Origin of the sequence: Loigolactobacillus coryniformis subsp. coryniformis KCTC 3167 = DSM 20001 (assembly GCF_002706425.1) — a bacterium.
GTDB lineage: Bacteria > Bacillota > Bacilli > Lactobacillales > Lactobacillaceae > Loigolactobacillus > Loigolactobacillus coryniformis.
Genome location: NZ_CP017713.1, coordinates 477,899 through 499,938, shown reverse-complemented (window position 1 = coordinate 499,938; position 22,040 = coordinate 477,899). Strand labels below are relative to the sequence as shown.

Genomic DNA, 22,040 nt, shown 5'->3' with positions numbered 1-22,040 from the left:
CAAGAACAATTATTGTTCCTGACTCTTTTTTGATACCGCTAATAATTGTTCCAATGTGGCTAAAACACCTGCGTGCTCCGCATCAAGTTCAGTTACTTGTTGCGCCACGGCTTTAACAAAGTCAGGAGCATTTTGCATCGCATAACTTTGACCAGCGACTTGCAGCATTTCAATATCATTAGCGCCATCGCCGAACGCAGCAACTTCAGCTGAGGTAATTTGCCAACGTTGCTGTAAAAACGCCACCGCCGCTGCCTTGCTAACATCGCCACGCACAACATCGATTACACCATACCCGCTGTCATGGGCAACTAATTTACCAGCAAAATAATCATTCAACGCTGTGACATGTTCAGCCGCAACTCCACCATGATAAGCCAAACTAATTTTCTTGATCGGCTCAGTAACTTGAGTTAAATCAGTTGGCTGTAAGTTGGCGTAAAACTTACTTGCTTGAGCTAACAAATCCGGTGCTACCCCTTGATTAGTGTATGAACGCTCATTACCGGTTAAAATAACATAAGCATGTTGTAACGCCGGAACCTGCGCCTGGTACGCCGCTAAAAAGTCCGCCAATTGTTGTTGCGTCAACGCACCATCAAAGATTTGCTGATCCTGCCAATAAATCGAGGCGCCATTTTCTGCGACATAAATTAAATTATCAGCCGTCAACGGCGCCAGCACTTCACGTAAATGGCGGTACTGGTTACCACTACAAACCGCAAAATAGGCTTGCTGTTGCGCCAAACGCTGTAGTAGCCGAGCAAGGCGTGTATGATCCACCTGCTGCGCTGCATTGAGCAACGTCCCATTCATATCGGTTACCACTAATTTTATCATCGAGCCACTTCCTCTACTTCACAATTATTGATTAATTTTTGTACCAAAAATTTTTGATGTTACGGGCGATGACCATTCTTGTGGCGTAAAACATACCGCAAGAAACATGGCTCTACTTCACAATTATTGATTAATTTTTGTACCAAAAATTTTTAATGTTACGGGCGATGGCCATTCTTGTGGCGTAAAACATGCCGCAAGAAACATGGCTCTACTTCAAAATTATTGATTAATTTTTGTACCAAAAATTTTTAATGTTACGGGCGATGGCCATTCTTGTGGCGTAAAACATGCCGCAAGAAACATGGCTCTACTTCACAATTATTGATTAATTTTGTACCAAAAATTTTTGATGTTACGGGCGATGCGACTTGGACTTGCCATACCTTGGCATTAGTCCAATCGACATCGGCAAGCAAGTACGGTTTGGCAAATAAGGTTAATATCTGATACTTGCTAACCAGTATGGTTAAAAAAAACAGCGACAGTGGCCATTCTTGTGGCGTAAAGCATGCCGCAAAGAGATGACGCTACTTCTGAACTACACCTCTTTATTCTAACGCACGTCAGCAATCGAGTAGGAGGTAATTGTAAGTTACCGTCCTCTCACACCACCGTACGTACGGTTCCGTATACGGCGGTTCAATAATTTAAGCACTCTGAATTTGCTGGAGCGTCTGACTCAAGTTAATGAGTCCACGACGTTCCAGCTCTTTGTTAGTTAGGGTACGGCACAGCGTTTTACTATGCGCTGTCCGCCAGTACCCTTTACGCGTGTTAGCGGATAGCTTAGCTTCATCTTTCGTAAATCCTAATCCGCTCAAGTTGTTCTCTCTAGTTTTGGCTTTCTTCCATTGTTTCCAAATGTACTGGCGAATACGTGACCGCAGCCACGCATCTAATTCCGTGATGAACCGCTTCATTCTACCCAAGCTGTAATACTGCAACCAACCGCGCATCTTTTGACGAATCTCTGCCATTATTTGGTCTTCGGATACACCACGATTACGCTTAGTCAGCCGCCTCAATGCTTGTTTAACTCGCTGCTTCGCTGACCACACCGGATAGGGAAAAGCCCTGCCTTTAGTGTGGCCCAACGTAAAACCTAAGAACTTCATTCTGTTGGTGGCGACCACTTGTGTCTTTTCCTGATTGAGCGTGAGTTTTAACTCATGCTCGAGAAAACGAGTCACACTAGCGAGGACTCGTTGGCCCGCGCGTGGACTTTTAACAAAGATATTGCAGTCATCGGCGTAACGGACAAATTCATGACCGCGCCTAGCTAGTTCTTGGTCGAATTCGTTGAGATAAATATTCGCTAACAGTGGCGAGATCGGCCCGCCTTGCGGTGTGCCTTTCTCACTGCGTTCAAACAATTGCCCATTCATGGTGCCACTAGTCAGAAAACGGCGAATGAGCCGTAGTATCCAGCGGTCACTAATTCGCTGCTTGAGAAACTTCATAAGCATGTCATGATTAACCGTATCGAAGTAGGCCTTCAAATCCAGATCAACCACATAGTGATAACCCGCATTATCTAGCTGAACGACCTGTTGAACTGCGTCATGTGCACTGCGTTGGGGTCGAAAACCAAAACTATTGTTGGCGAAGATCTGTTCATATATCGGCGAAAGGACCTGGGCCACGGCCTGCTGGACTAGCCGGTCGATCACGGTCGGAATGCCAAGCTTACGCGTTCCACCGTTGGGCTTTGGAATTGAGACTTGCTTGACTGGTGCCGGTTTATAAGTCCCATTGGCCAATTCTGCGAGTAATTCTTCGCGATGTACTTTCAGGTACGGTTTCAATTCATCAACGGTCATACCGTCAACTCCGGCCGCCCCTTTGTTCCTGACCACACGTTGATAAGCCAAATTCAGGTTGTTGCGGGCCAAAACTAATGCTTGAAACTGAGTGCCACTCATCTTTTCTCCTTCACCGGAGGCGATACTACGCGCCCCAGTTTGTCTTTGGTCTTCCAGACCTATCATCCGCTGGCGGTCAGCTTGTTCTGTTTTCTGCGATTTTCGCATCGTCTTCACTTCCAGTCGCAATATGAGTTATTATTGTTTGGTCCTTCATGGTTACCCACTACTATGACCTCGGCTGACTCCTGTACACTTAACCAGCCATTTCTGACTTGCTTTGAACTCATATTTCCTTGTCATTTGGGTATTCCCTAAGAAAATCAGGATTGTGTGTACAGGTCTCCCCGGGTAAGAACGTCAACTTTCGTACCATGTCACCGTCAGCTTTACTGTCGTAACTTCGGGTAGTATCGGACTTCAGTGTGTTTGGCCACCTTATCCAGTTACTTCCGGCCTTATAGCTGCTTCTTGTTCATCGGTGCAGTACTTTGCTCATCAGGCTTCCTTCAGTCTTCACCTCACGATAAAGGCCTTGCCTTTGGCTAGCGGTTCCGACTACTACGGCCCGCAGTGGACTTTCACCACCTAGTTGACGCCCATGCCGGGCGCACCAAAAAAACTAGGAGCTTCACACTCCTAGCCAAAATTTATTTTACTTTTAGGTCAGCTAATTGGGCTTCGACCGCTGAACGATCCACACCAGCTTGCAATAAAGCTGCCGCCGTATAGGCACCTTCGACTAACGCAACATCATACAAGTGCACCGGCTTATCACTAAAATCTTGTGCTAATTCTAAATTCATTTTGGCGCTACCTAAATCATAAAAAGCCAAAATCTCGGTACCAGCATTATCGCTGATTGCTTGTTGAATTTTTTCGACGCTAGTACCAACACCACCGTCGTCAGTTCCGCCAGCCACTGTCACCGAAACATCAGCGGCGACTTGGCTGATCAGCGTTTGCACACCAGCTGCAATCTTATCAACGTGTGAAACGATCACGATACCTAAACTCATGCAGTCACCCCCGCTTTCAATAATTCACTGAATAGATAGCCACTGGAAACTGAACCCGGATCAAGATGACCAATCGAATTATCGCCAACATAGGACGCCCGGCCCTTAGTGGCTTTCATCGGTTCCGTTGCCTGTACCGCATCTGTGATCACTTGTTCAGTTAAATTGCCGGCTTTGGCTGCCGCAACGACTGGCGCCCACACATCAACCATCGTTTTCTCACCAGTTGTCGCGCCGCCACGCTTTTGAATACCCGCTAAACCAGCCGCCAAAAGTTCAGCAACATCTTGTGTCTCGCGACTAGCTTTAGCCATTTCTAAAAACGCGGTCCCGTATAAAGCGCCCGACGCACCGCCAACTTTACTGACTAAAGCCATTGCGATCGTCTTCAATGCTGCAGTTAAATCAGCTGGCGCTTGCTTACTTAATGCATCTTCGATTGCCGCAGCCCCACGCGCCAAATTATTACCGTGGTCGCCATCACCGATTGGCGTGTCTAATTCACTTAAATAAGCTTTCTGAGCAGTTACAGTCGCATCGAAACCGTGCAACCATTTCAAGGTATCTTCTAAAGTTAATGTCATCAATTGATCTTCCCTTCATTAAATTAAATTTCGGCTAAACAACGCGCATTAGTCGGAAAGTCAGTGCCTTGGATCATCTGCGGATAAGCAGCCAATAAATCAGCCGTAAACTGTGGCGTCAGTGGTTTAGGCGCTGACAACACCTGTGGCAGTAGATCCAACGGGTCATCTAAGTCAACATCATGGGCAGTCAAGACTGCAATCAGTTGCGGTAATGACTGAAAATCACGACTGACAATGTAATACGGCCGCCCGGCGATCTTAAACACAAGTAACAACCATAGCGCAGTGGTATCTGCCGCTAAATTACCCGCGCGTAAATAGCCTAGTTGCACCGAACCAACCGCATCCCATGATTCTTGCAGAAAAGTTACACCTCGCTCATCACGCAGTGCAATTTGCGCTTTAGTTAAAATCAAAGTACTCGCTGTGACGCCAGCGGTGGTAAAACTGAAAGTCAATGGCGTCAAATGCGTATTGATTTTAGTCGCGATATCCTTAGTTGCTGGCGCGCGTTCACCAGAAAATAATTGTGGCTCCAGCGTGTACATGAAATTTCCTCCTCAAGTTAGGTTTATTTCTGCGTCCAAGCAATCGTATCTACCGGATATTGTAGTCCCTTTAACCAAGCATCGTCTGCCAACTTAAACAAAGTTAGCGAAATACCGGCCATATCTAACGAAGTCATATAGTTGCCGACCTTAGTGAAATCAACAGTAATCTTTTCAGCTGCTAATTGATCCAACACATCATGGGTAAAGACATATTGTTCCATTAATGGCGTTGCCCCCATCCCGTTGATCAAAACAGCAAAATGGTCACCAGCTTGATACTTAAATTCAGCCTTTAAACGACCTAGAAGTTCAGTAACTAGTGCCTTAGAGGGTTGTAACTTTTCTTTACGATAACCGGGTTCGCCATGAATTCCGACTCCATATTCAATTTCATCATCCGCTAAATCAAATCCAGGTTTGCCAACTTCTGGTACCGTCGCACCGGATAGTGCCACTGCGATCGTTTTGATATTCGGTAAAACTTTTTTAGCCAATGCTTCTAGTTCATCCAACGAAGCACCTTGATCAGCCGCAGCACCAATAATTTTATGCATGAAAATTGTCCCGGCAACACCACGACGACCTTGTGTGTAGGTGCTGTTCTCAACCGCAATATCATCATCAACGACGATCGATTTTACTTGAATATCATCAAGATCCGCCATATCCTTGGCCATATCAAAATTCATGACGTCGCCGGAATAATTTTTAATGACCATAAATACACCCTTACCGTGATCAGCAGCCTTGATTGCTGCGTAGATCTGATCTGGTGTTGGTGAGGTGAAAACTTGACCAGCGACAGCGGCCGACAGCATTCCGGCACCAACAAAGCCAGCATGGGTCGGTTCATGACCGCTACCGCCACCGCTGATCACACCAACCTTGTTTTCCATCGATGCTTTATCATGACGAACTAACGCTTCAGTTTCGGGCAAGCGCTCAACGTATTGCGGATAGGCTTGGACCAAACCAGCTACCATTTCCGGCACAATGTTTTGTGGATCGTTCATAATTTTTTTCATCAATCTGGCCTCCAATTTTGATTACGTTCACATTCAGTATAACCGTTTTCTGAACTCGGTTACAAGATTAAGCAACCGTCTTTTAATTAAACTTAAACATCACTAACCTCCCAGATTTATTCCGCCGATCGCTTCTTTTTTGGTCAAAATAATTCCGGTAAAATGAAACCCAATTCACTAGCAAAATCAGGTATACTTGGAGGTAATAACTGATTGGAGGAATTTATTATGGGTACATTGATTTTGCTTGGGATCATTATTATTTTAGTGGTTGCGTTATTACTACTGACGGTCAAAATCGTCAATCAACCAAACAAGGGCGTCGTCGTAACGTTAGGCCGCTTTGATGGTATTTTAGAACCGGGGATCCACGTGATCAAACCATTTATTTCACACATTATTACTGTCGGTACTGCACAAACGCCGGTCGATCTGAATCAACAAGTGGTGATCACTAAAGATAACGCAGAAATTTCTGTGAAGATTTCCTTAAAGTATCACGTGACTAATATTGAAGACTTCGTTTTTAAAAACGAAGATTCCGTCCGTTCAATGGTTCAGGACACACGAGCAGCTTTACGGGGAATCATTGGTAACAAAGAATTAAATGAGGTCCTTAACGGCACTCAAGAGATCAACAAAGAATTATTCAAAGAAATTTCATCAGTCACCGCCGGCTACGGCTTAAATGTTGATCGGATCAACATTGACTCAGTCAACCCATCAGCCGATATCCAAGCTTCTATGAATAAATTACTGCAAGCGACTCGTGAACGTGACGCGGCCATTGCCAGCGCTGAAGGTAAAGCGCGCTCGATCACGTTAGAAAATCAAGCGAATAATCAGGCGTTGCTGGAGACCAACGAAGCGAATAACCAAGTCTTGGTCAACACTGCTACCGCTAAAGCAACTGCGCTCCGGACAACTACTGATGCGCAAGTTTACCAAACACAACAATTAAATGTGGTCTTGGCTGACGCCGGGCAAAACTACTTTGTTCAACAGAACATTGACGCTTTTCGCGATCTAGCAAAGAGTCCTGCAAATACAGTTGTATTGCCTAACGCAACTGCCGATAGTTTAGGTCAACTACCAGTAATTGGTGATTTATTGACCGTTGATAAAGCTAAGAATAAAGCAGCCGCAACTAAATAACATTTTAAGTGAACCCCGAAACGAAGCCACCTGCTTTGTTCCGGGGTTTGTTTTTTCCTAAGCAACAAATTCCATTAGCCGGCAATCGGTCTAGACAGATATCTAACTATGCTATACTGTAAGCGGATTATTAAATTAAACCCCAGTTTTCGCGGTATTAGCTGACCGCTAACAATTGGGTCGCGAACGTTACAGATAACTAAAGGAGAGTTTTTTATGAGCAAATTAGGCGTTTCCGTCTATCCTGAACGTGCAACTTTTGAACAGGATCAGGCTTATTTAGATTTAGCACACAAGTATGGCTTTCAACGTGTCTTCACATCATTATTAGAGATCACTGGTGACCAACAAGAAGTTATAGCGCACTTTAAGCAAGTGATCACGTACGCCAATAGTTTAGGCATGCAAGTAATGGTCGATATGAACCCTAACCTTTTTGAACAACTGGGTATTTCATATGAAGACTTAAGCTTTTTCAAGGAGTTAGGTGCTTGGGGGGTACGGCTAGATCTAGGCTTTACCGGCCAAGAAGAAGCACGGATGACCCATAATCCCTATGGTTTAAAAATTGAAGTCAACATGTCTAAAGGAACCCATTACCTAGATACGATCATGGATTATTCACCAAATCGCGATAATTTGCTGGGCTCACACAATTTTTATCCCCAAAAATTTACCGGCTTAGGCTACGATTATTTCAAAGCTTGTTGCGAAAACTACCGTCAATACGCAATCAATACGGCTGCCTTTGTGACTGCACCAAGCGCAACTTTTGGACCTTGGCCAGTGGCTGACGGATTAAGTACTTTAGAGGAACACCGTAACTTACCAATTTCAACACAAGTTCAGCATTTACGGCTTAGCGGCTTGATTGATGATGTTTTGATTGGTGATGCCTATGCGAGTGAAGCCGAATTAAAAGCGGCCAGTGAGGCCTTTTTCGCACCAGAACCCATTTTGCACGTTGATGTAGAACCAACAGCCACCGCCACTGAACGTAAAGTGCTTTTTGACCAAAGTCAGACGTACCGTGGTGACTTCTCTGATTATGTCATTCGCTCAACTATGACTCGTGTCATCTACAAAGATGCTGCCTTTCCCGCCAACAATACGACACCGATCTATGCTGGTGATTTATTGATCGACAATGACGATTACGGTCAGTACAAAGGCGAATTGCAAATCGCCCGCCAGGATTTTGCCAACGATGGCCGCATCAATGTGGTTGGGCATATCAGCGCTGCCGATCAAATTTTGTTAAAACACTTAAAACCATGGGCCGACTTTAAATTAGTCGCTAACAACTAGGTGTGCCTATGAATTATCGTTTAAACACAACCGATGAGGTAGATTTTTATCAATTGTATCTTTACGCATTTAACAAGCCAGATAGCCCGCAGCGGCGCGCTTTTTTCAGTCAGCGTTATCAACACGCGTGGGTCTACGGACTAAAGGAACAACAACGTTTAGTCAGCGGTCTTTATATCATTCCCTTTCAGGTCAATTTCCATCAAGTCATCTATCAAATGAATGGTATTGGTGACGTGATGAGCGCACCAGAGTTTGCTGGTCGTGGTGGTGCCGGCACATTATTGCGCACAGCACTAACGGAAATGGCGGCTAAAGGCGTCACACTATCCTGCTTAGCACCGTTTTCTTTCCGTTATTATCGGCGCTTCGGTTATGAGCAAGTCTTTGATCACACACTTTATCAAATAGCGAGCGCGGATTTACCACGACTTAAAATCGATGTTCATGGTCAAATTCAGCGACTTCCCTTAGCCACAGCTTGGCCCCAATTACAGGATTTTTATACCGCTCAACCAAGTAGCCAGCGTGGCGGGCTCTTGCGCCCTGATTGGTGGTGGCAGTATTTAAGTGCTAAAAATCCAGCATGGGAAGTTGCCTTACGTTTTGATGCACAACAACAGTTGACGGGCTATTTGATCTATCAACGCACGGCCACAACCTTCGATGTCCAAGAGTGGCAATTTGTGGACAGTGCGACTTACCAAGAATTGGCGTTGTTTATCACTAAACACGGCACAAGCTACCAACAATTTAGTTATGCCGCGCCAACAGCAGCCCAGCTTGATCGCTTGACTGAACCATATGCACTAACGGCGAAAACCGTGCCTTACATGATGGCACGAATCGTTAATTTAAAGGATTTCCTCCAGCGTTACCCATTTACCTGTGATTTTGCGCCGATTACTTTACAGGTCAGCGACGATATTTTACCAGCTAACCAAGCAACTTGGCAGTTACAACGTCAACAGGGCCAAACGCAAATTGCCACTAGTACCGTCGCAGGCGAACTCAAATTAAGTATTCAAAGCTTAACTAAAGCTAGTTTTGGTTATCGGCGCCTAACTGATTTATTACATTATGGTGAGATCAGTGGCAGCCAGCAAGTGGCACAAAAACTAGATCAAGCGCTAGTCCATGAGGCACCATGCTTGATCGATTATTTTTAAAATACGTTAAAAAAGTCTATCAAAAATTATTTGGTAGATTTTTTTATTGCTTGACATATTATTATATTAACTATATGATATTTTTATATTAATACTATACGATATATAATATAGTGAGGAGCATAGTTATGAATATTCCTGTTAGTTCGGAATTACTGGACGGTTGCGTCTTAGCCTTGTTAGCCGATAAAGATTATTATGGCTACACGATCACCCAACAGGTCCAGCAAACGATCACGATTTCAGAATCAACTCTATATCCGGTACTGCGCCGATTAAAAAAAGATGGCGCGCTAGAAACCTATGATGAACCCTTTAAAGGTCGCAACCGCCGCTACTATCGTATTACACCACTGGGGACGCAACGACTAGGCGAAATTCGCCATGACTGGGAAGACTACAAACACAACATTGAATGGCTACTCAAAAAGGAAGGTGAAATTTGATGACCACCGCTGATTATTTAAAAGAATTTGAACAGTTACTAGTTGGGTTAAATGTCGATGAAGTTAACGATGTCCTTGAATATTATCAAGAATATATTTTAGACGCCGATTTAGCTGATTATTCTGCGGTCGCGGCTAAACTGGGTACCCCACAACAGTTGGCGCGCAAAACCTTGGCCGATTATTCAATTCGCCAAACTGAGACCGTTACCGCAACACCGCGGCATAATGCCCGTTTGATTTGGATCATTGTACTTGCCCTCTTTGCCTCACCCATCGCGATTCCCTTAGCCGGCGCCATAATTTTCATGTTGATTGCCGGCGTATTGGTAGTAGGCGCAATTATTTTTGCGGCAATGATGGTCGTTGCCGCATTATTATTTGCGGGCGGTTTTGCTTTGATCAGTGGTTTTGCTATTTTGATCCAGTCCTTCGCCACGGGTATTTTCTACATCGGTATGGGGTTAGCCGGTTTAGGCGCAGGCGTTTTAGCCATGTTGATCGGTTATATGGTGGTCAAAGTCTTGCTCCAAATGGGCGTTGTCGTGATTAAATTTATCTACCATAAATTCCAAGAACGCCACCAGAAAGGAGTTGACCACGTATGAGAAAAATAGCTAAATGGGCAACCCTGATTTTGATCGTTGGTCTGCTTTTTGCCGGGATCGGCGCACTAATGGGTGGCGTTAACAGCGTTACTTTTGACCATGGTTTTCGGATCGTACGTAATGGAACAATCACCCATAAACTTGGTCAAGTCAAACAATTGAATTTAGACGTGACCGATACAGATGTTGAATTAGTCGCCGGTCAACAAGCTAGCGTGACCGTTTCCGGTCCCGAAGTTAAAGCCACTAAAGTCAATTTGAGCGCTGGTATTTTAACTATCAGCCGAAACAGTAGTTTACCTAGTTTTGGCTTTGATTTCGTCAGCAATCATCAGCCACATGTCAAAATCGTCTTACCCCAAAAAACATTGGCGCAACTTGACTTGAATCTCAACAGTGGTGATCTGTCGATCCAACAAGTGGCCGCTAAGACTGCCACTATCACTCTTGGTTCAGGCGACATGACTGTCAACCAATTGTCGGTAACAAATCAAGGTGAATTTAAAAACAACAGTGGTGACATCGATTTATCCCACGTGACTTTAAATAAAGTGACTGGCCAATTAAACTCCGGTGAATTATCGATCGACAATAGCACGCTGACTGAATTTAATGCAACTAACAACAGCGGTGATACTGATATTGAACACACTAAACTTAGCGGTATTATCGGTTTGACTAACCACAGCGGCGACGTTGAACTAAACAATAGTGATACCACTGGCTATCGCTTAAAAGCTGATTCCGGTGATATCAGCGTTCATGACGCTGAGCACAGTTCTCCCTACAATCAAGAACCTAATGCTGCGGATCGCTTAGAAATAACTTCAGCGAGCGGTGACATCGATATTGAATAGCGGTACTAGAAATACGAAACAGACACACAAGGAAAGGTAACTTTGTGTGCCTGTTTTTTAATTTCAATCCAGCAAATATTCTTCGAATTTGACCAAACATTCAACGCGGTATTTTTTGTGCGAATGGCGTATAATAGAGAATTAGGAGCAATATTCGGTATAGGAAGAAGGCTGAGTTAATGTTTGATAGTAAGCAAAGTCGGTTCGCATCTTATGGTGTCGTTGCTAGCATCCCTGGTGAATTGATCGATTCAATTTGGGCGATCATTGATAATAATTTGCAGGGTGTTTTTCCCCTAGCACATACTTTGGTTTTTGAAATCAGTAACAATCACGGCAACGTCACTTATGATTATGTGCAAGATCATGAAGTCGTCGCTAGTTTTGATACTCCATTTACGTACACTAGTGATTTTCCAGCAACGATCTTCGCCTATGATAGCGGTACTCAACAGACGATCCTGCTACCACGTGAGGCAGAAGCCTAACCTAAAAATACCCACCAATGTCAGTCGTGTTACTGACATTGGTGGGTATTTTTAATTAAAAAGTTGCTCTGGAATAAATAGATCACCTAAAGTTGCCGCCATAATTGCTTTGATCGAATGGAGGCGATTTTCTGCTTCTTGGAAAACCACTGATTGGTCGCTATTAAAGACTTCGTCAGTGATTTCCAAGGCAGTAACGCCAAACTCATCTTCTAACACTTTACCAACTTCCGTATTTTTATCATGGTAAGCCGGCAGGCAGTGCATGACGATCGTATCGACTTTTTCAGTTTGTGCGACTAACTTAGCGTTGACCTGATAAGGTAACAATTCCTTGATCCGTTCCTGCGGCGCTACTGCCTCACCCATCGAGATCCAGACATCAGTATAGATCGCATCAGCGCCAGCAACGGCTTCGACAGGATCAGACGTCACTAATACTTTGCTGCCACTTTTAGCGGCAGCTTTTTGCGCCATTGCCACCACGGTCGCGCTTGGTTGCAAGGCGGTTGGTGCGCCAATATGAATATTGACGCCTAACATAGCGGCAGTGACCAACAATGAATTCCCCATATTATTGCGGCCATCACCCACGTAAGCTAAGGTCAAGCCTGGTAAATGACCAAAATGTTCCTTTAAAGTCATAAAGTCAGCGATCATTTGGGTGGGGTGCCATTGATCGGTTAGGCCGTTCCACACTGGCACGCCACTATATTGCGCCAATTGTTCCACGGTATCTTGGGCAAAGCCACGATACTCGATGCCATCAAACATCGAACCTAATACTTTAGCGGTATCAGCGGTCGATTCTTTTTTACCGAATTGAATATCCCCTTTGCCCAAAAATTCTGGGTGCGCACCGAGATCAGTTGCCGCTACGGTAAAGGCTGACCGCGTCCGCGTCGACGTTTTCTCAAACAATAAGGCGATATTTTTACCTTGCAAATAATGATGCGGAATATGCTGTTGCTTTAGCTGTTTTAAATGCAGGGCAAAATCGATGAAGTATTCTAATTCACTAGGTGTAAAGTCGATTTCTTTCAGAAATGATTGATTAGCAAAATGATTCATAGTTGGCCTCCTCTTATTTCACAATTAAGGTGAATTTATTAGCCAAGTACGCTAATAAATTTCTGCTGTTACAGACGGTTGTCCATTTTGACGGCGGCAGAAAGTGGTATGTAGTTGCAAAGTCCGCAACTGCGTTTCCTCAACTCAAGCCGTTTCAGTCATCGTCAAAAACCTGGCTGTAAAACTTGTTTGATCGTCGCCACACCTTGGGCAAGTTGTTCTTCTGTGATCGTCAATGGTGGTAATAAACGTAGCGTATCGTGCTTAGCCGACAGCGTCAGTAACTGTGCGTGCTGCAACGCGGTCACAACTGGCCCCACCGCGACGTTCAAATGGATTCCCTGCATTAGACCTAAGCCAGTAATGCCGGTAACTTGCGATAAAGGTGCTATTTCAGTTTGTAATAACTGTTCCAAATAAGCAGCTTTAGCCTGAACTTGAGCGAGAAATGCTGGCGTCAGTTGTGTCAAGACTGCTTTAGCCGCTGCCATGGCTAATTTATTCCCGCCAAATGTGGTGCCGTGACTGCCGGGCGTAAATGCACTGGCTAAGTCAGCATTACCAATCAAAGCCCCCACCGGCAACCCATTAGCTAAACCCTTGGCAGTCGTCACAATATCTGGTTGTAAATCATAATTTTGGTAGGCAAACAGTTGTCCGGTACGGCCGTTGCCGGTTTGTACTTCGTCGATGATCAGCAGCACCTGTTCCTGCTTACATTTAGTTGCTACCTGGTGTAGCCACTCGCTACTAGCTGGATTGACGCCGCCTTCGCCTTGGACAACTTCCAAAATTACCGCCGCTAAATCGGTTGTGATCTGCGTTAACGCAGCAGCATCATTGTATGGTGCAAAATGGATATCGGGCACCAACGGTCCAAAGCCTACTTGGATCGCCGGATTATCAGTCATCGATAACGCACCATACGTCCGCCCGTGAAAACTATCGCTAAAAGCTAGCACTGCGCTTTTACCACTAGCTTTACGCGCTAATTTTAGCGCGGCTTCATTGGCTTCAGTACCAGAGTTGCAGAAGAAAACTAATTTATCCGCGTCGCCGACCAGCAAAGTAGCGACTTGCTCCTGCAATTGACTTTGATAAAGGTTCGACGTGTGCCAAATTTTTTGTGCTTGTTCAGCCACACTAGCCTGAACAGCAGCGTTACTGTAGCCAAGGTTACAAACGCCAATACCGCTGGTGAAATCAAGATAAGTATTGCCATGATCATCGGTCAAATAGCAATCATGACCGCTCACGATATCAAAGGGATAACGCGCGTAGGTTGGAAATAATTTACTCATTGAGTGATCCCTGCTTTCTGTGTAATGAATGTGGTTCCAGTGTGGGTCAAGTCATCGGTGATAAATGCTTGTTGGACGCCATGATTCAGTGCCGCAAACGCTGCTTTGATTTTTGGTGTCATGCCGCTTTTGATCACATCAGTGGCGATCAAGGCGTGGGCTTTTTGCTGCGACAATTCTGGCAAGACTTCACCGGCTGATAGCACGCCCGGCACATCAGTTAATAAAACTAATTTGCTAGCGTTTAATTTGGTGGCGATCTCGGCTGCAGCCGTGTCGGCATTGACGTTTAACCATTGTCCGTCGATTGTTTGTGCCAGTGGTGCCAATACGCCGATCTGCCGGCTCAAGATTTGTTCTAACCAAGTGGTATTTAATTGGTCCAGCACACCAACTTCGCCGTAAGTTGGCTGGTCTAAATGATGACCTTGTAATAAATGATTGCAGCCAGCATTCAGGCCGATCACTGGTAGACCATGCGCACTCAGTTTGCTCAGCAATTCCGGCTGGACTAAACCTAGCAAAACTGCCTTAGTCAGTTCTAAAGTCGCAGCGTCGGTCACCCGTACACCAGCAATTTTCTTAACTGTTAAATGTAATTCCTCACTTAACTGGGAGATTTTCGGCCCACCACCGTGCACGATCAGGATCTGCTGGCCTTGTTGGCGCCAGCAGGCTAATTGTTGAAAAAAACTATCCGGCAACTGGGCGACTGCATTGCCGCCAATTTTTATCACGATGATTTGCTTCATATGACTCTCTCCTTAAGCTATTTTGAAAATAATTTTTAGTGTAAACGTGTTAACCACTTTAACTATGATAAGTGGCGTTGATCTTGACGTAATCGTAGGTCAGATCGCAACCCCAGGCCTGCCCTTGACCGGTGCCATTATGTAGCTCGACGGCCACATTGATCACCTTTTCAGCCAAAGCGGCTGTCAGTTTACTAACTTCTGTGGTGGCTGCTTGGCTATTCTGAATCAACGGCAATTCGTTTAACGTAACGTCGACTGCAGTTAGATCCAAATGAGCATCGGTTTGACCGATAGCGACCATGATCCGCCCCCAATTAGGGTCCTCGCCGTAAATGGCCGCCTTAACTAAATTCGAACCAACGATGGCCTTAGCAACTTGCTGACCTTCAAAATCAGACCAAGCACCGGCGACCGTAACTGCAACTAATTTAGTTGCACCTTCGCCATCAGCGGCGATTTTTTTGGCTAATTCACCGAGCACATAGGTAAAGGCAGCCACAAACGTCTCATAGTCAGTTGAAGCAGTGGTCAATGGCGTGTTGCCGGCTGCACCGTTGGCAAGTACCGTCACCATATCGTTGGTCGATGTATCGCCATCAACGGTGATCTGGTTGAATGTGGTGTCGGTGGCTTGGCTGAGTAACTGCTGCAATAACATGCCATCAATAGCCGCATCGGTGGTCACGAAGCCGAGCATCGTCGCCATATTCGGGTGGATCATCCCTGAGCCTTTACAAAAACCGCTAAGCGTGACGGTTTTGCCATCGATTTGGCAGGTGACCGCGACGGTTTTGGCGTGGGTATCGGTGGTCAAAACGGCTTCGGTGACCTTAGTGTTATCCGTTAATTGTAGCTGTTCAATTCCCGCAGCGATCACGTCCATCGGCAACAGTTCACCAATGATTCCCGTGGAAGCCACACCGACCAAGTCAGCATTTAAACCTAATTTAATCGCCGCCAACTGCTGCATTTGCGCGGCATCCTGTTCACCTTGCGCGCCAGTACACGAATTGGCGTTGGCACTGTTCAAAACGATCGCCTGCAATTGATGCTGCTGGTTGATCGTTTTTTTAGTCAACTTAGTCGGCGCCGCCTGAAATTGGTTGGTCGTGTAGACGCCGGCTGCTGCCGCAGGTTGTGCCGAATACAGCCACCCCATATCTAATTTTGCTTTACGTAACCCAGCGTGGACACCATCGGCTTTAAAACCTTGGGGCCAAGTAAATGGGATCTCTGTATATTTTGTTTCCATCATATTTCTCCTCTATCTCACTTATTAATGATAGTTTCTTAGCAAAACCCGCTAAGAAACTTTTGATGTTCGTGGCGATGGCCATTCAACTAAGGGCGAAAGGCGCCAAGTTGAAGCATGGCTTTAATCTCCACTGCACAATTAATTTTATGGTAATACCGTGGCTAACTGTAAGCCGGCGGTTGCATCGAAGCCAAAATGTTGATTGAAGTTTTGCACCGCCTGTCCCGCAGCGCCTTTGACCAAGTTATCGATCACGCTAATCACCAGAACCGTGTGGGTCACCGGATTGTAGCTGATGCCCAAATCACAATAGTTAGTCCCAACGACTTCCTTCAAAGTCGGCAGTTGCCCCGCCGGCAATACCCGGACAAAAGGAGAATCCGCATAAGTCGCAGTGAAGGCGGCTTGCAACTGTTCCGCAGTAGCCTCTGATTTGGCGTAAATCGTATCCATGATTCCCCGCACGATTGGTAATAAAGTGGTGGTAAATTGAATTGCTGGTACGTTTGCGTTCCAAATTTTTAATTGTTGCATGATCTCGGGAATGTGTTGATGTTGATTCACTTTATATAGTTGTAAGTTTTCATCAGTTTGACTGAAATGTGTGCTGGCAGCTAACTTCTTGCCGGCGCCAGACGTCCCTGACTTAGCATCCACAATGATGCTTGCCGGGTCGATCAACTGCTGTTGTACCAATGGCGCCAAGCCAAGCAGCGTTGCCGTCGCGTAACAACCCGGATTAGCAATGTAATTATGGCCCGCCGCATTAGCGAACTCAACTAGGCCGTAGTGACTATTTTGCAACGCGGCCGTTGCTGGTGCCGGCTTGTGGTACCACTTAGTAAACGTCTGCGGATCCTGTAAACGATAATCGCCGGATAGATCGATCACCGGAAAATCGGCTTCAATAAATGGCCCGGCCAATTCAGTGGTCACACCGGCAGAAGTTGCGAAGAAGATCACATCGCAACTTGCCATCACGGTGGCGGTATCCAATGGTTCGATCAGCGTTTGATCAGCGACAAAGTTCGGCACTGCTTCCATTAATGGTTGCGGTTGACTGTCGGGATGGCCGAACAAGCGCACCGTCGCCACCTCAGGATGTTGTTGTAATAATTGATATAAAACCATACCGCTATAACCGGTAACGCCGACTAAAGCTACGTTCATGTCCCTCACCGCCTTTAATTTTAAGAGTGTATTGAAAAAGCGTTTAGCTATATGTAATAATCTGCTTTTTCAATCACATTTACACTAGGTTGCTGATAGTCATAACTTTCAAACACATAAGGTCAACCCGCATATACGCTTTTTCAAACACTCTATACTTTTCCAATGAATTTTTAATCAAGCTATCATTGACCAACAGCTTACACCTGCCATTTTGGAAATGCAAGCTTTTTTCAATTTTTATGCATATATTCTTTTGAATTTGCATATTATATGCGTATATATTTAGAAATATACATTTATTTTGAATTTTTCAGTTGACTTATAACTTAAAATGCGGTTTACTTGATGACAATCAAGTCAAAATATATTTGCATTTTTATGTGAAAGGATGAAAACGAATGAAAAGTTATCTTACTTTAGAAGATGGTTTAACATTTGCCGGCGACGCTTTTGGCGCCCACATTGCCGCTGCTGGTGAAGTTGTTTTTAATACCGGTATGACAGGCTACCAAGAAGCGATCACCGATCCTTCCTATACTAATCAATTGATCACCTTTACTTATCCTTTAATTGGCAACTACGGGGTTGACGCTGCGCACAATCAGGCCAAGGTGGCGGGTTGTTCCGCAATTATCGTGCGCCAATTAGCCGAGCTGCCGAATCATTACGCCCAACAAATGAATCTGGATGAATTTTTACAACAGCAAAACATCCCAGGTATTCAGGGTATCGATACCCGTCAATTGACCAAACATATTCGCCAACAAGGCACATTAAAAGCCATTTTAACGACTCAGCCCCTGACGGTTCCTTTTATGGAAGCTTACACCATGATCAAACAAAAAAAATCCCCGCTAGAACGCGCGACTTTTACCACACCACAGGCACAGCAACACGTGGTTTTAATCGACTTTGGTACTAAACAAGCGATCATCGATCAATTATTAGCGCAACATTGTAACGTTGATGTTGTCCCTTATACGACTTCGTTAGCGGCCATTGACGCCTTACAACCAGATGGCATCTTCCTATCTAATGGTCCCGATGATCCCGCCGATTATCACGCGGCTTTGCCACTGATCCAAGCCTTACAAACTAAATACCCGCTCGCTGGCATTTGTCTCGGCCATCAATTATTAGCCTTAGCCAATGGCGCCGCAACTTATAAATTGCAGTACGGCCACCGTGGTTTGAACCACCCGGTTAAAAATATTGCCACCGGCAAAACGATTTTAACCAGCCAAAACCATGGCTACGCGGTGGCAGCTGATTCATTGGCTGACACGCCTTTACAGATGACCGCTTACGAATTAAACGACCACAGCGTTGAAGGCCTGCGCCACGAAAGTTTACCCGTAATTTCGGTCCAATATCATCCCGAAGCTAACCCTGGTCCAACGGATGCACTGGGTTTCTTCACTGAATTTTGTACCCTAATGAACACCAATAAAACGAAGAAAAGTAGCGTGGCTTAGCGCTTTAACCGAATAAATTGATCTTAAATCGTGAAGGAAGAATGCAAATGCCGAAATTAACTAATATTCATAAAATTGCTGTCATCGGCTCTGGTCCGATCGTGATCGGCCAAGCCGCTGAATTTGATTATGCTGGTAGCCAAGCTTGCTTGAGTTTAAAAGAAGAAGGCTACCAGGTTGTTTTGATCAACTCTAACCCAGCGACGATCATGACCGACGATGAAATTGCCGATAAAGTTTATTTAGAACCATTGACCTTAGAATCAGTCAGCGCGATTCTAGCCAAAGAACGGCCTGACGCGTTGCTCCCCACACTCGGTGGTCAAACTGGGCTAAATCTAGCCGTTGAATTGGACGACGCAGGTATACTAGCCAAGTACAACATTCAATTACTTGGCACAGGTCTAGCAACGATCAAACAGGCCGAAGACCGGGAAAGCTTTAAAGAATTGATGCAAAAAATCGGCCAGCCGATTCCCGCCAGCAAAACGGTCCACGCCGTCCAAGCTGCGTTGGATTTTGCTCACGAGATTGGCTACCCAGTTATCGTACGGCCAGCTTACACGCTTGGCGGTACTGGTGGCGGAATCGCTGCCAATACGGCAGAATTGCAAAAGATCATGGTTCGCGGTCTTAGCATGTCACCGGCCAACGAATGCTTGATTGAAAAGAGCATCGCCGGCTTTAAAGAAATCGAATACGAAGTGATGCGCGACAACCTGGGCGACAAGATCACCGTCTGCAACATGGAAAACTTTGATCCAGTTGGCATCCACACCGGCGATTCGATCGTTTTTGCGCCTTCCCAGACGCTGAACGATACCGAATACCAGACTTTGCGCCAAGCTTCATTGGATATCATCGATGCACTGGACATCAAAGGCGGCTGCAACGTCCAATTAGCTCAAGATCCCAATAGCGAACACTACTACGTGATCGAAGTTAATCCGCGAGTCAGCCGTTCGTCCGCGTTAGCCTCAAAAGCAACTGGCTATCCGATCGCCAAGATTGCCGCCAAGATCGCCGTTGGTTTGAATTTAAGCGAACTGCGCAATCCCGTTACTAAAACCACTTACGCTGCCTTTGAACCAGCATTAGATTACGTTGTCGCCAAAATCCCCCGCTTTCCCTTTGATAAATTCAACACTGCCGAACGGAAATTAGGCACACAAATGAAAGCCACTGGGGAAGTCATGGGTATCGGCAGCACGATCGAAGAATCGCTGTTAAAAGCGTTGCAATCAATGGAGATCGACCAAGCAGCGATCAATCAGCTTAAACCTAGCACCGTCACACCAGATCTAGCTGCTGCTTTGCACACATCGACTGACGATCGATTGCTGGTTATTTTTGCGGCCTTACGCGCTGGTTATAGCGTGGATAAAATTCAAACGCTGACGCAGATCGACCGCTTTTTCTTGGACAAGTTAGCCCACATCGTCACCTTGCAGCAACAATTAGCGCAAGATCTAACTACAAATTACGCCACCGCCAAAAAATTCGGTTTTAACGATGCGATGATCAGCGCCGTCACTACTGAACCGCTGCCCGGATCAGCGCCAGTTTACAAAATGGTCGACACTTGTGCCGGCGAATTTGCCAGCAGCACGCCTTATTTTTACAGTACTTATTTTGGCAGTGAAAACGAAAGCCAACCGCTTGGCAACAGCATTCTAGTAATTGGCTCAGGCCCAATTCGGATCGGCCAAGGCGTTGAATTCGACTACACCACCGTTCACTGTGTCCAAGCAATTCAACAAGCTGGCTACCACGCGATCATCGTTAACAACAATCCAGAAACGGTTTCGACTGACTTTTCGATCTCCGACAAACTATATTTCGAACCGTTAACGTTAGAAAGTGTGCTACACATCGCCGAATTAGAGCAACCACTAGGTGTGATCGTCCAATTCGGTGGTCAAACAGCGATCAATTTGACTGCAGGTTTAGTGGCCAACGGGCTAAAAATTCTTGGTACTTCCTTACATGGCATCGAACAAACTGAGGACCGCCATCAATTTGAAGCTCTTTTACAACACTTAAACGTGAAACAGCCGGCCGGTAACACTGCTACTAGCTTAGCAGCAGCCAGCAAAATTGCCGCTAAGATCGGCTATCCCGTGATGGTACGGCCAAGCTTTGTCCTCGGTGGCCGGGCAATGGCGATCGTTCATGACAAAACGGAATTGGCTCATTATTTGACCAACGCCTTACACGCGGCACCAGAGCAGCCGATCCTGATTGATCATTACGTTCAAGGGTTAGAATGCGAAGTCGATATTCTCAGCGATGGTCACGATGTCTTTATTCCCGGTATCATGGAACATATCGAAGGTGCGGGCATTCATTCTGGCGACTCGATCGCCGTTTACCCACCGCAGCGCTTGACTGCAGCGCAACAAGCTGAGATCGTATCGATCGCCACTAAAATCGGGCAAAACGTCCATTGTATTGGCATGATGAACATTCAATTTATCGTTGCTGATCAAGTCTACGTCATCGAGGTCAACCCCCGGGCTAGTCGGACAGTACCTTTTATGAGCAAAGTGACTAAATTGCATTTAGCTAAAATTGCGACGCGTTTGATCCTGGGTGCAAACTTTGCAGAATTAGGCCTAACACCAGGGTTGTTGACACCACCGAACTTAGTTGCCATTAAAGCGCCGGTATTCTCCTTCACTAAGTTACCGGGCATCAGTACTGCGTTGAGTCCAGAAATGAAATCCACCGGCGAATCGATCGGTATTGCCAACGATTACGCCACGGCGCTAGGCAAAGCATTGACCGACAGTTATCATTTTCATGGCAGTCACGCTGGGCAATTCGTCTTGCTAACACCTACCCTAGCTGCAGATACGACTGTACTTCAAGAAATTGCGCACGCCCAGTTAGTACCGCAAGTCCTGACTGCCGATACAGTTCCCGAAGTGGCGGCAGAACAAGTGGCGTTGGTAGCCAATACCAACGATCACCAAACTGCCGCTGACCCGCTGAACTATTTTGCTCTCAGTCAGAATATCCCGCTGTTCACCGCCAAGGATACGCTACTTGCCGCACTAACAGTGAATTAACAAAATGAACCGCACACCCTT

The 22,040-nt window shown here is 45.6% G+C and carries 20 protein-coding genes; 9 read left to right on the top strand and 11 right to left on the bottom strand.

All coding sequences use genetic code 11. From position 1 onward, the window contains the following. Positions 1–9 precede the first annotated feature (9 nt). The 6 genes from LC20001_RS02390 to dhaK all read right to left on the bottom strand — a co-directional run bounded on the left by LC20001_RS02390 (position 10) and on the right by dhaK (position 5,887). Positions 10–840: a Cof-type HAD-IIB family hydrolase gene (locus LC20001_RS02390; RefSeq protein ID WP_010011817.1), complete on the bottom strand. Its 831-nt coding sequence runs from the start codon at positions 838–840 to the stop codon at positions 10–12. A gap of 650 nt (positions 841–1,490) precedes the next feature. Beyond that, positions 1,491–2,873: a group II intron reverse transcriptase/maturase gene (gene ltrA, locus LC20001_RS02385; RefSeq protein ID WP_069700543.1), complete on the bottom strand. Its 1,383-nt coding sequence runs from the start codon at positions 2,871–2,873 to the stop codon at positions 1,491–1,493. Between the two features lie 482 nt (positions 2,874–3,355). Then, positions 3,356–3,724, bottom strand: a complete 369-nt coding sequence (gene dhaM / locus LC20001_RS02380) for a dihydroxyacetone kinase phosphoryl donor subunit DhaM (RefSeq protein ID WP_010011578.1) — start codon at positions 3,722–3,724, stop codon at positions 3,356–3,358. Then, a complete protein-coding gene (gene dhaL / locus LC20001_RS02375; protein ID WP_004562511.1) occupies positions 3,721–4,308 on the bottom strand; it encodes a dihydroxyacetone kinase subunit DhaL in 588 nt (195 codons plus the stop codon). The genes dhaM and dhaL overlap by 4 nt, the downstream gene beginning before the upstream one ends. A 23-nt stretch (positions 4,309–4,331) precedes the next feature. Next, positions 4,332–4,859, bottom strand: coding sequence for a hypothetical protein (locus LC20001_RS02370; RefSeq protein WP_010011576.1), 528 nt, complete (start codon positions 4,857–4,859; stop codon positions 4,332–4,334). A 23-nt stretch (positions 4,860–4,882) separates the two neighbouring features. Continuing rightward, on the bottom strand, positions 4,883–5,887 hold the full coding sequence (gene dhaK / locus LC20001_RS02365; RefSeq protein ID WP_004562512.1) for a dihydroxyacetone kinase subunit DhaK: 1,005 nt from the start codon (positions 5,885–5,887) through the stop codon (positions 4,883–4,885). A gap of 228 nt (positions 5,888–6,115) precedes the next feature. Between dhaK and LC20001_RS02360 the strand changes: the two genes are divergently transcribed. The 7 genes from LC20001_RS02360 to LC20001_RS02330 all read left to right on the top strand — a co-directional run bounded on the left by LC20001_RS02360 (position 6,116) and on the right by LC20001_RS02330 (position 11,918). After that, positions 6,116–7,042 carry an SPFH domain-containing protein gene (locus tag LC20001_RS02360; RefSeq protein WP_010011574.1) on the top strand — a complete coding sequence of 309 codons (927 nt, stop codon included), beginning with the start codon at positions 6,116–6,118 and terminating at the stop codon, positions 7,040–7,042. A gap of 216 nt (positions 7,043–7,258) precedes the next feature. Continuing rightward, positions 7,259–8,350, top strand: a complete 1,092-nt coding sequence (locus LC20001_RS02355) for a DUF871 domain-containing protein (protein ID WP_010011573.1) — start codon at positions 7,259–7,261, stop codon at positions 8,348–8,350. 8 nt (positions 8,351–8,358) lie between these two features. Next, on the top strand, positions 8,359–9,519 hold the full coding sequence (locus LC20001_RS02350) for a GNAT family N-acetyltransferase (protein WP_010011572.1): 1,161 nt from the start codon (positions 8,359–8,361) through the stop codon (positions 9,517–9,519). Between the two features lie 128 nt (positions 9,520–9,647). Next, on the top strand, positions 9,648–9,965 hold the full coding sequence (locus LC20001_RS02345; protein WP_004562516.1) for a PadR family transcriptional regulator: 318 nt from the start codon (positions 9,648–9,650) through the stop codon (positions 9,963–9,965). Continuing rightward, the gene (locus LC20001_RS02340) at positions 9,965–10,573 is read left to right on the top strand and encodes a DUF1700 domain-containing protein (RefSeq protein WP_004562517.1); all 609 of its coding nucleotides are present in this window, start codon (positions 9,965–9,967) and stop codon (positions 10,571–10,573) included. The genes LC20001_RS02345 and LC20001_RS02340 overlap by 1 nt, the downstream gene beginning before the upstream one ends. Beyond that, a complete protein-coding gene (locus LC20001_RS02335; protein WP_010011571.1) occupies positions 10,570–11,430 on the top strand; it encodes a DUF4097 family beta strand repeat-containing protein in 861 nt (286 codons plus the stop codon). Before LC20001_RS02340 ends, LC20001_RS02335 begins: the two co-directional genes overlap by 4 nt. A gap of 179 nt (positions 11,431–11,609) precedes the next feature. Beyond that, entirely contained in the window at positions 11,610–11,918 is a 309-nt protein-coding gene (locus tag LC20001_RS02330) for a DUF960 domain-containing protein (protein WP_010011570.1), read from the top strand. A gap of 51 nt (positions 11,919–11,969) precedes the next feature. On the opposite strand, the gene argF is transcribed toward LC20001_RS02330, so the two are convergent. From argF to argC, 5 genes are all read right to left on the bottom strand, one after another. After that, complete coding sequence (argF, locus tag LC20001_RS02325) at positions 11,970–12,989, bottom strand: ornithine carbamoyltransferase (protein ID WP_010011569.1); 1,020 nt, start codon at positions 12,987–12,989, stop codon at positions 11,970–11,972. A 164-nt stretch (positions 12,990–13,153) separates the two neighbouring features. Further along, a complete protein-coding gene (locus tag LC20001_RS02320) occupies positions 13,154–14,290 on the bottom strand; it encodes an acetylornithine transaminase (RefSeq protein WP_010011568.1) in 1,137 nt (378 codons plus the stop codon). Further along, positions 14,287–15,042, bottom strand: coding sequence for an acetylglutamate kinase (argB, locus tag LC20001_RS02315; RefSeq protein ID WP_010011567.1), 756 nt, complete (start codon positions 15,040–15,042; stop codon positions 14,287–14,289). The genes LC20001_RS02320 and argB overlap by 4 nt, the downstream gene beginning before the upstream one ends. Positions 15,043–15,100: 58 nt before the next feature. Then, on the bottom strand, positions 15,101–16,297 hold the full coding sequence (gene argJ / locus LC20001_RS02310; RefSeq protein ID WP_010011566.1) for a bifunctional glutamate N-acetyltransferase/amino-acid acetyltransferase ArgJ: 1,197 nt from the start codon (positions 16,295–16,297) through the stop codon (positions 15,101–15,103). 147 nt (positions 16,298–16,444) lie between these two features. Continuing rightward, positions 16,445–17,470, bottom strand: a complete 1,026-nt coding sequence (argC, locus tag LC20001_RS02305) for an N-acetyl-gamma-glutamyl-phosphate reductase (RefSeq protein ID WP_010011565.1) — start codon at positions 17,468–17,470, stop codon at positions 16,445–16,447. A 401-nt stretch (positions 17,471–17,871) separates the two neighbouring features. On the opposite strand from argC, the gene LC20001_RS02300 reads away from it, so the two are divergent. Continuing rightward, complete coding sequence (locus LC20001_RS02300) at positions 17,872–18,948, top strand: carbamoyl phosphate synthase small subunit (protein WP_010011563.1); 1,077 nt, start codon at positions 17,872–17,874, stop codon at positions 18,946–18,948. A 47-nt stretch (positions 18,949–18,995) separates the two neighbouring features. Next, positions 18,996–22,019, top strand: a complete 3,024-nt coding sequence (gene carB, locus LC20001_RS02295; protein WP_010011562.1) for a carbamoyl-phosphate synthase large subunit — start codon at positions 18,996–18,998, stop codon at positions 22,017–22,019. Positions 22,020–22,040 lie beyond the last annotated feature (21 nt).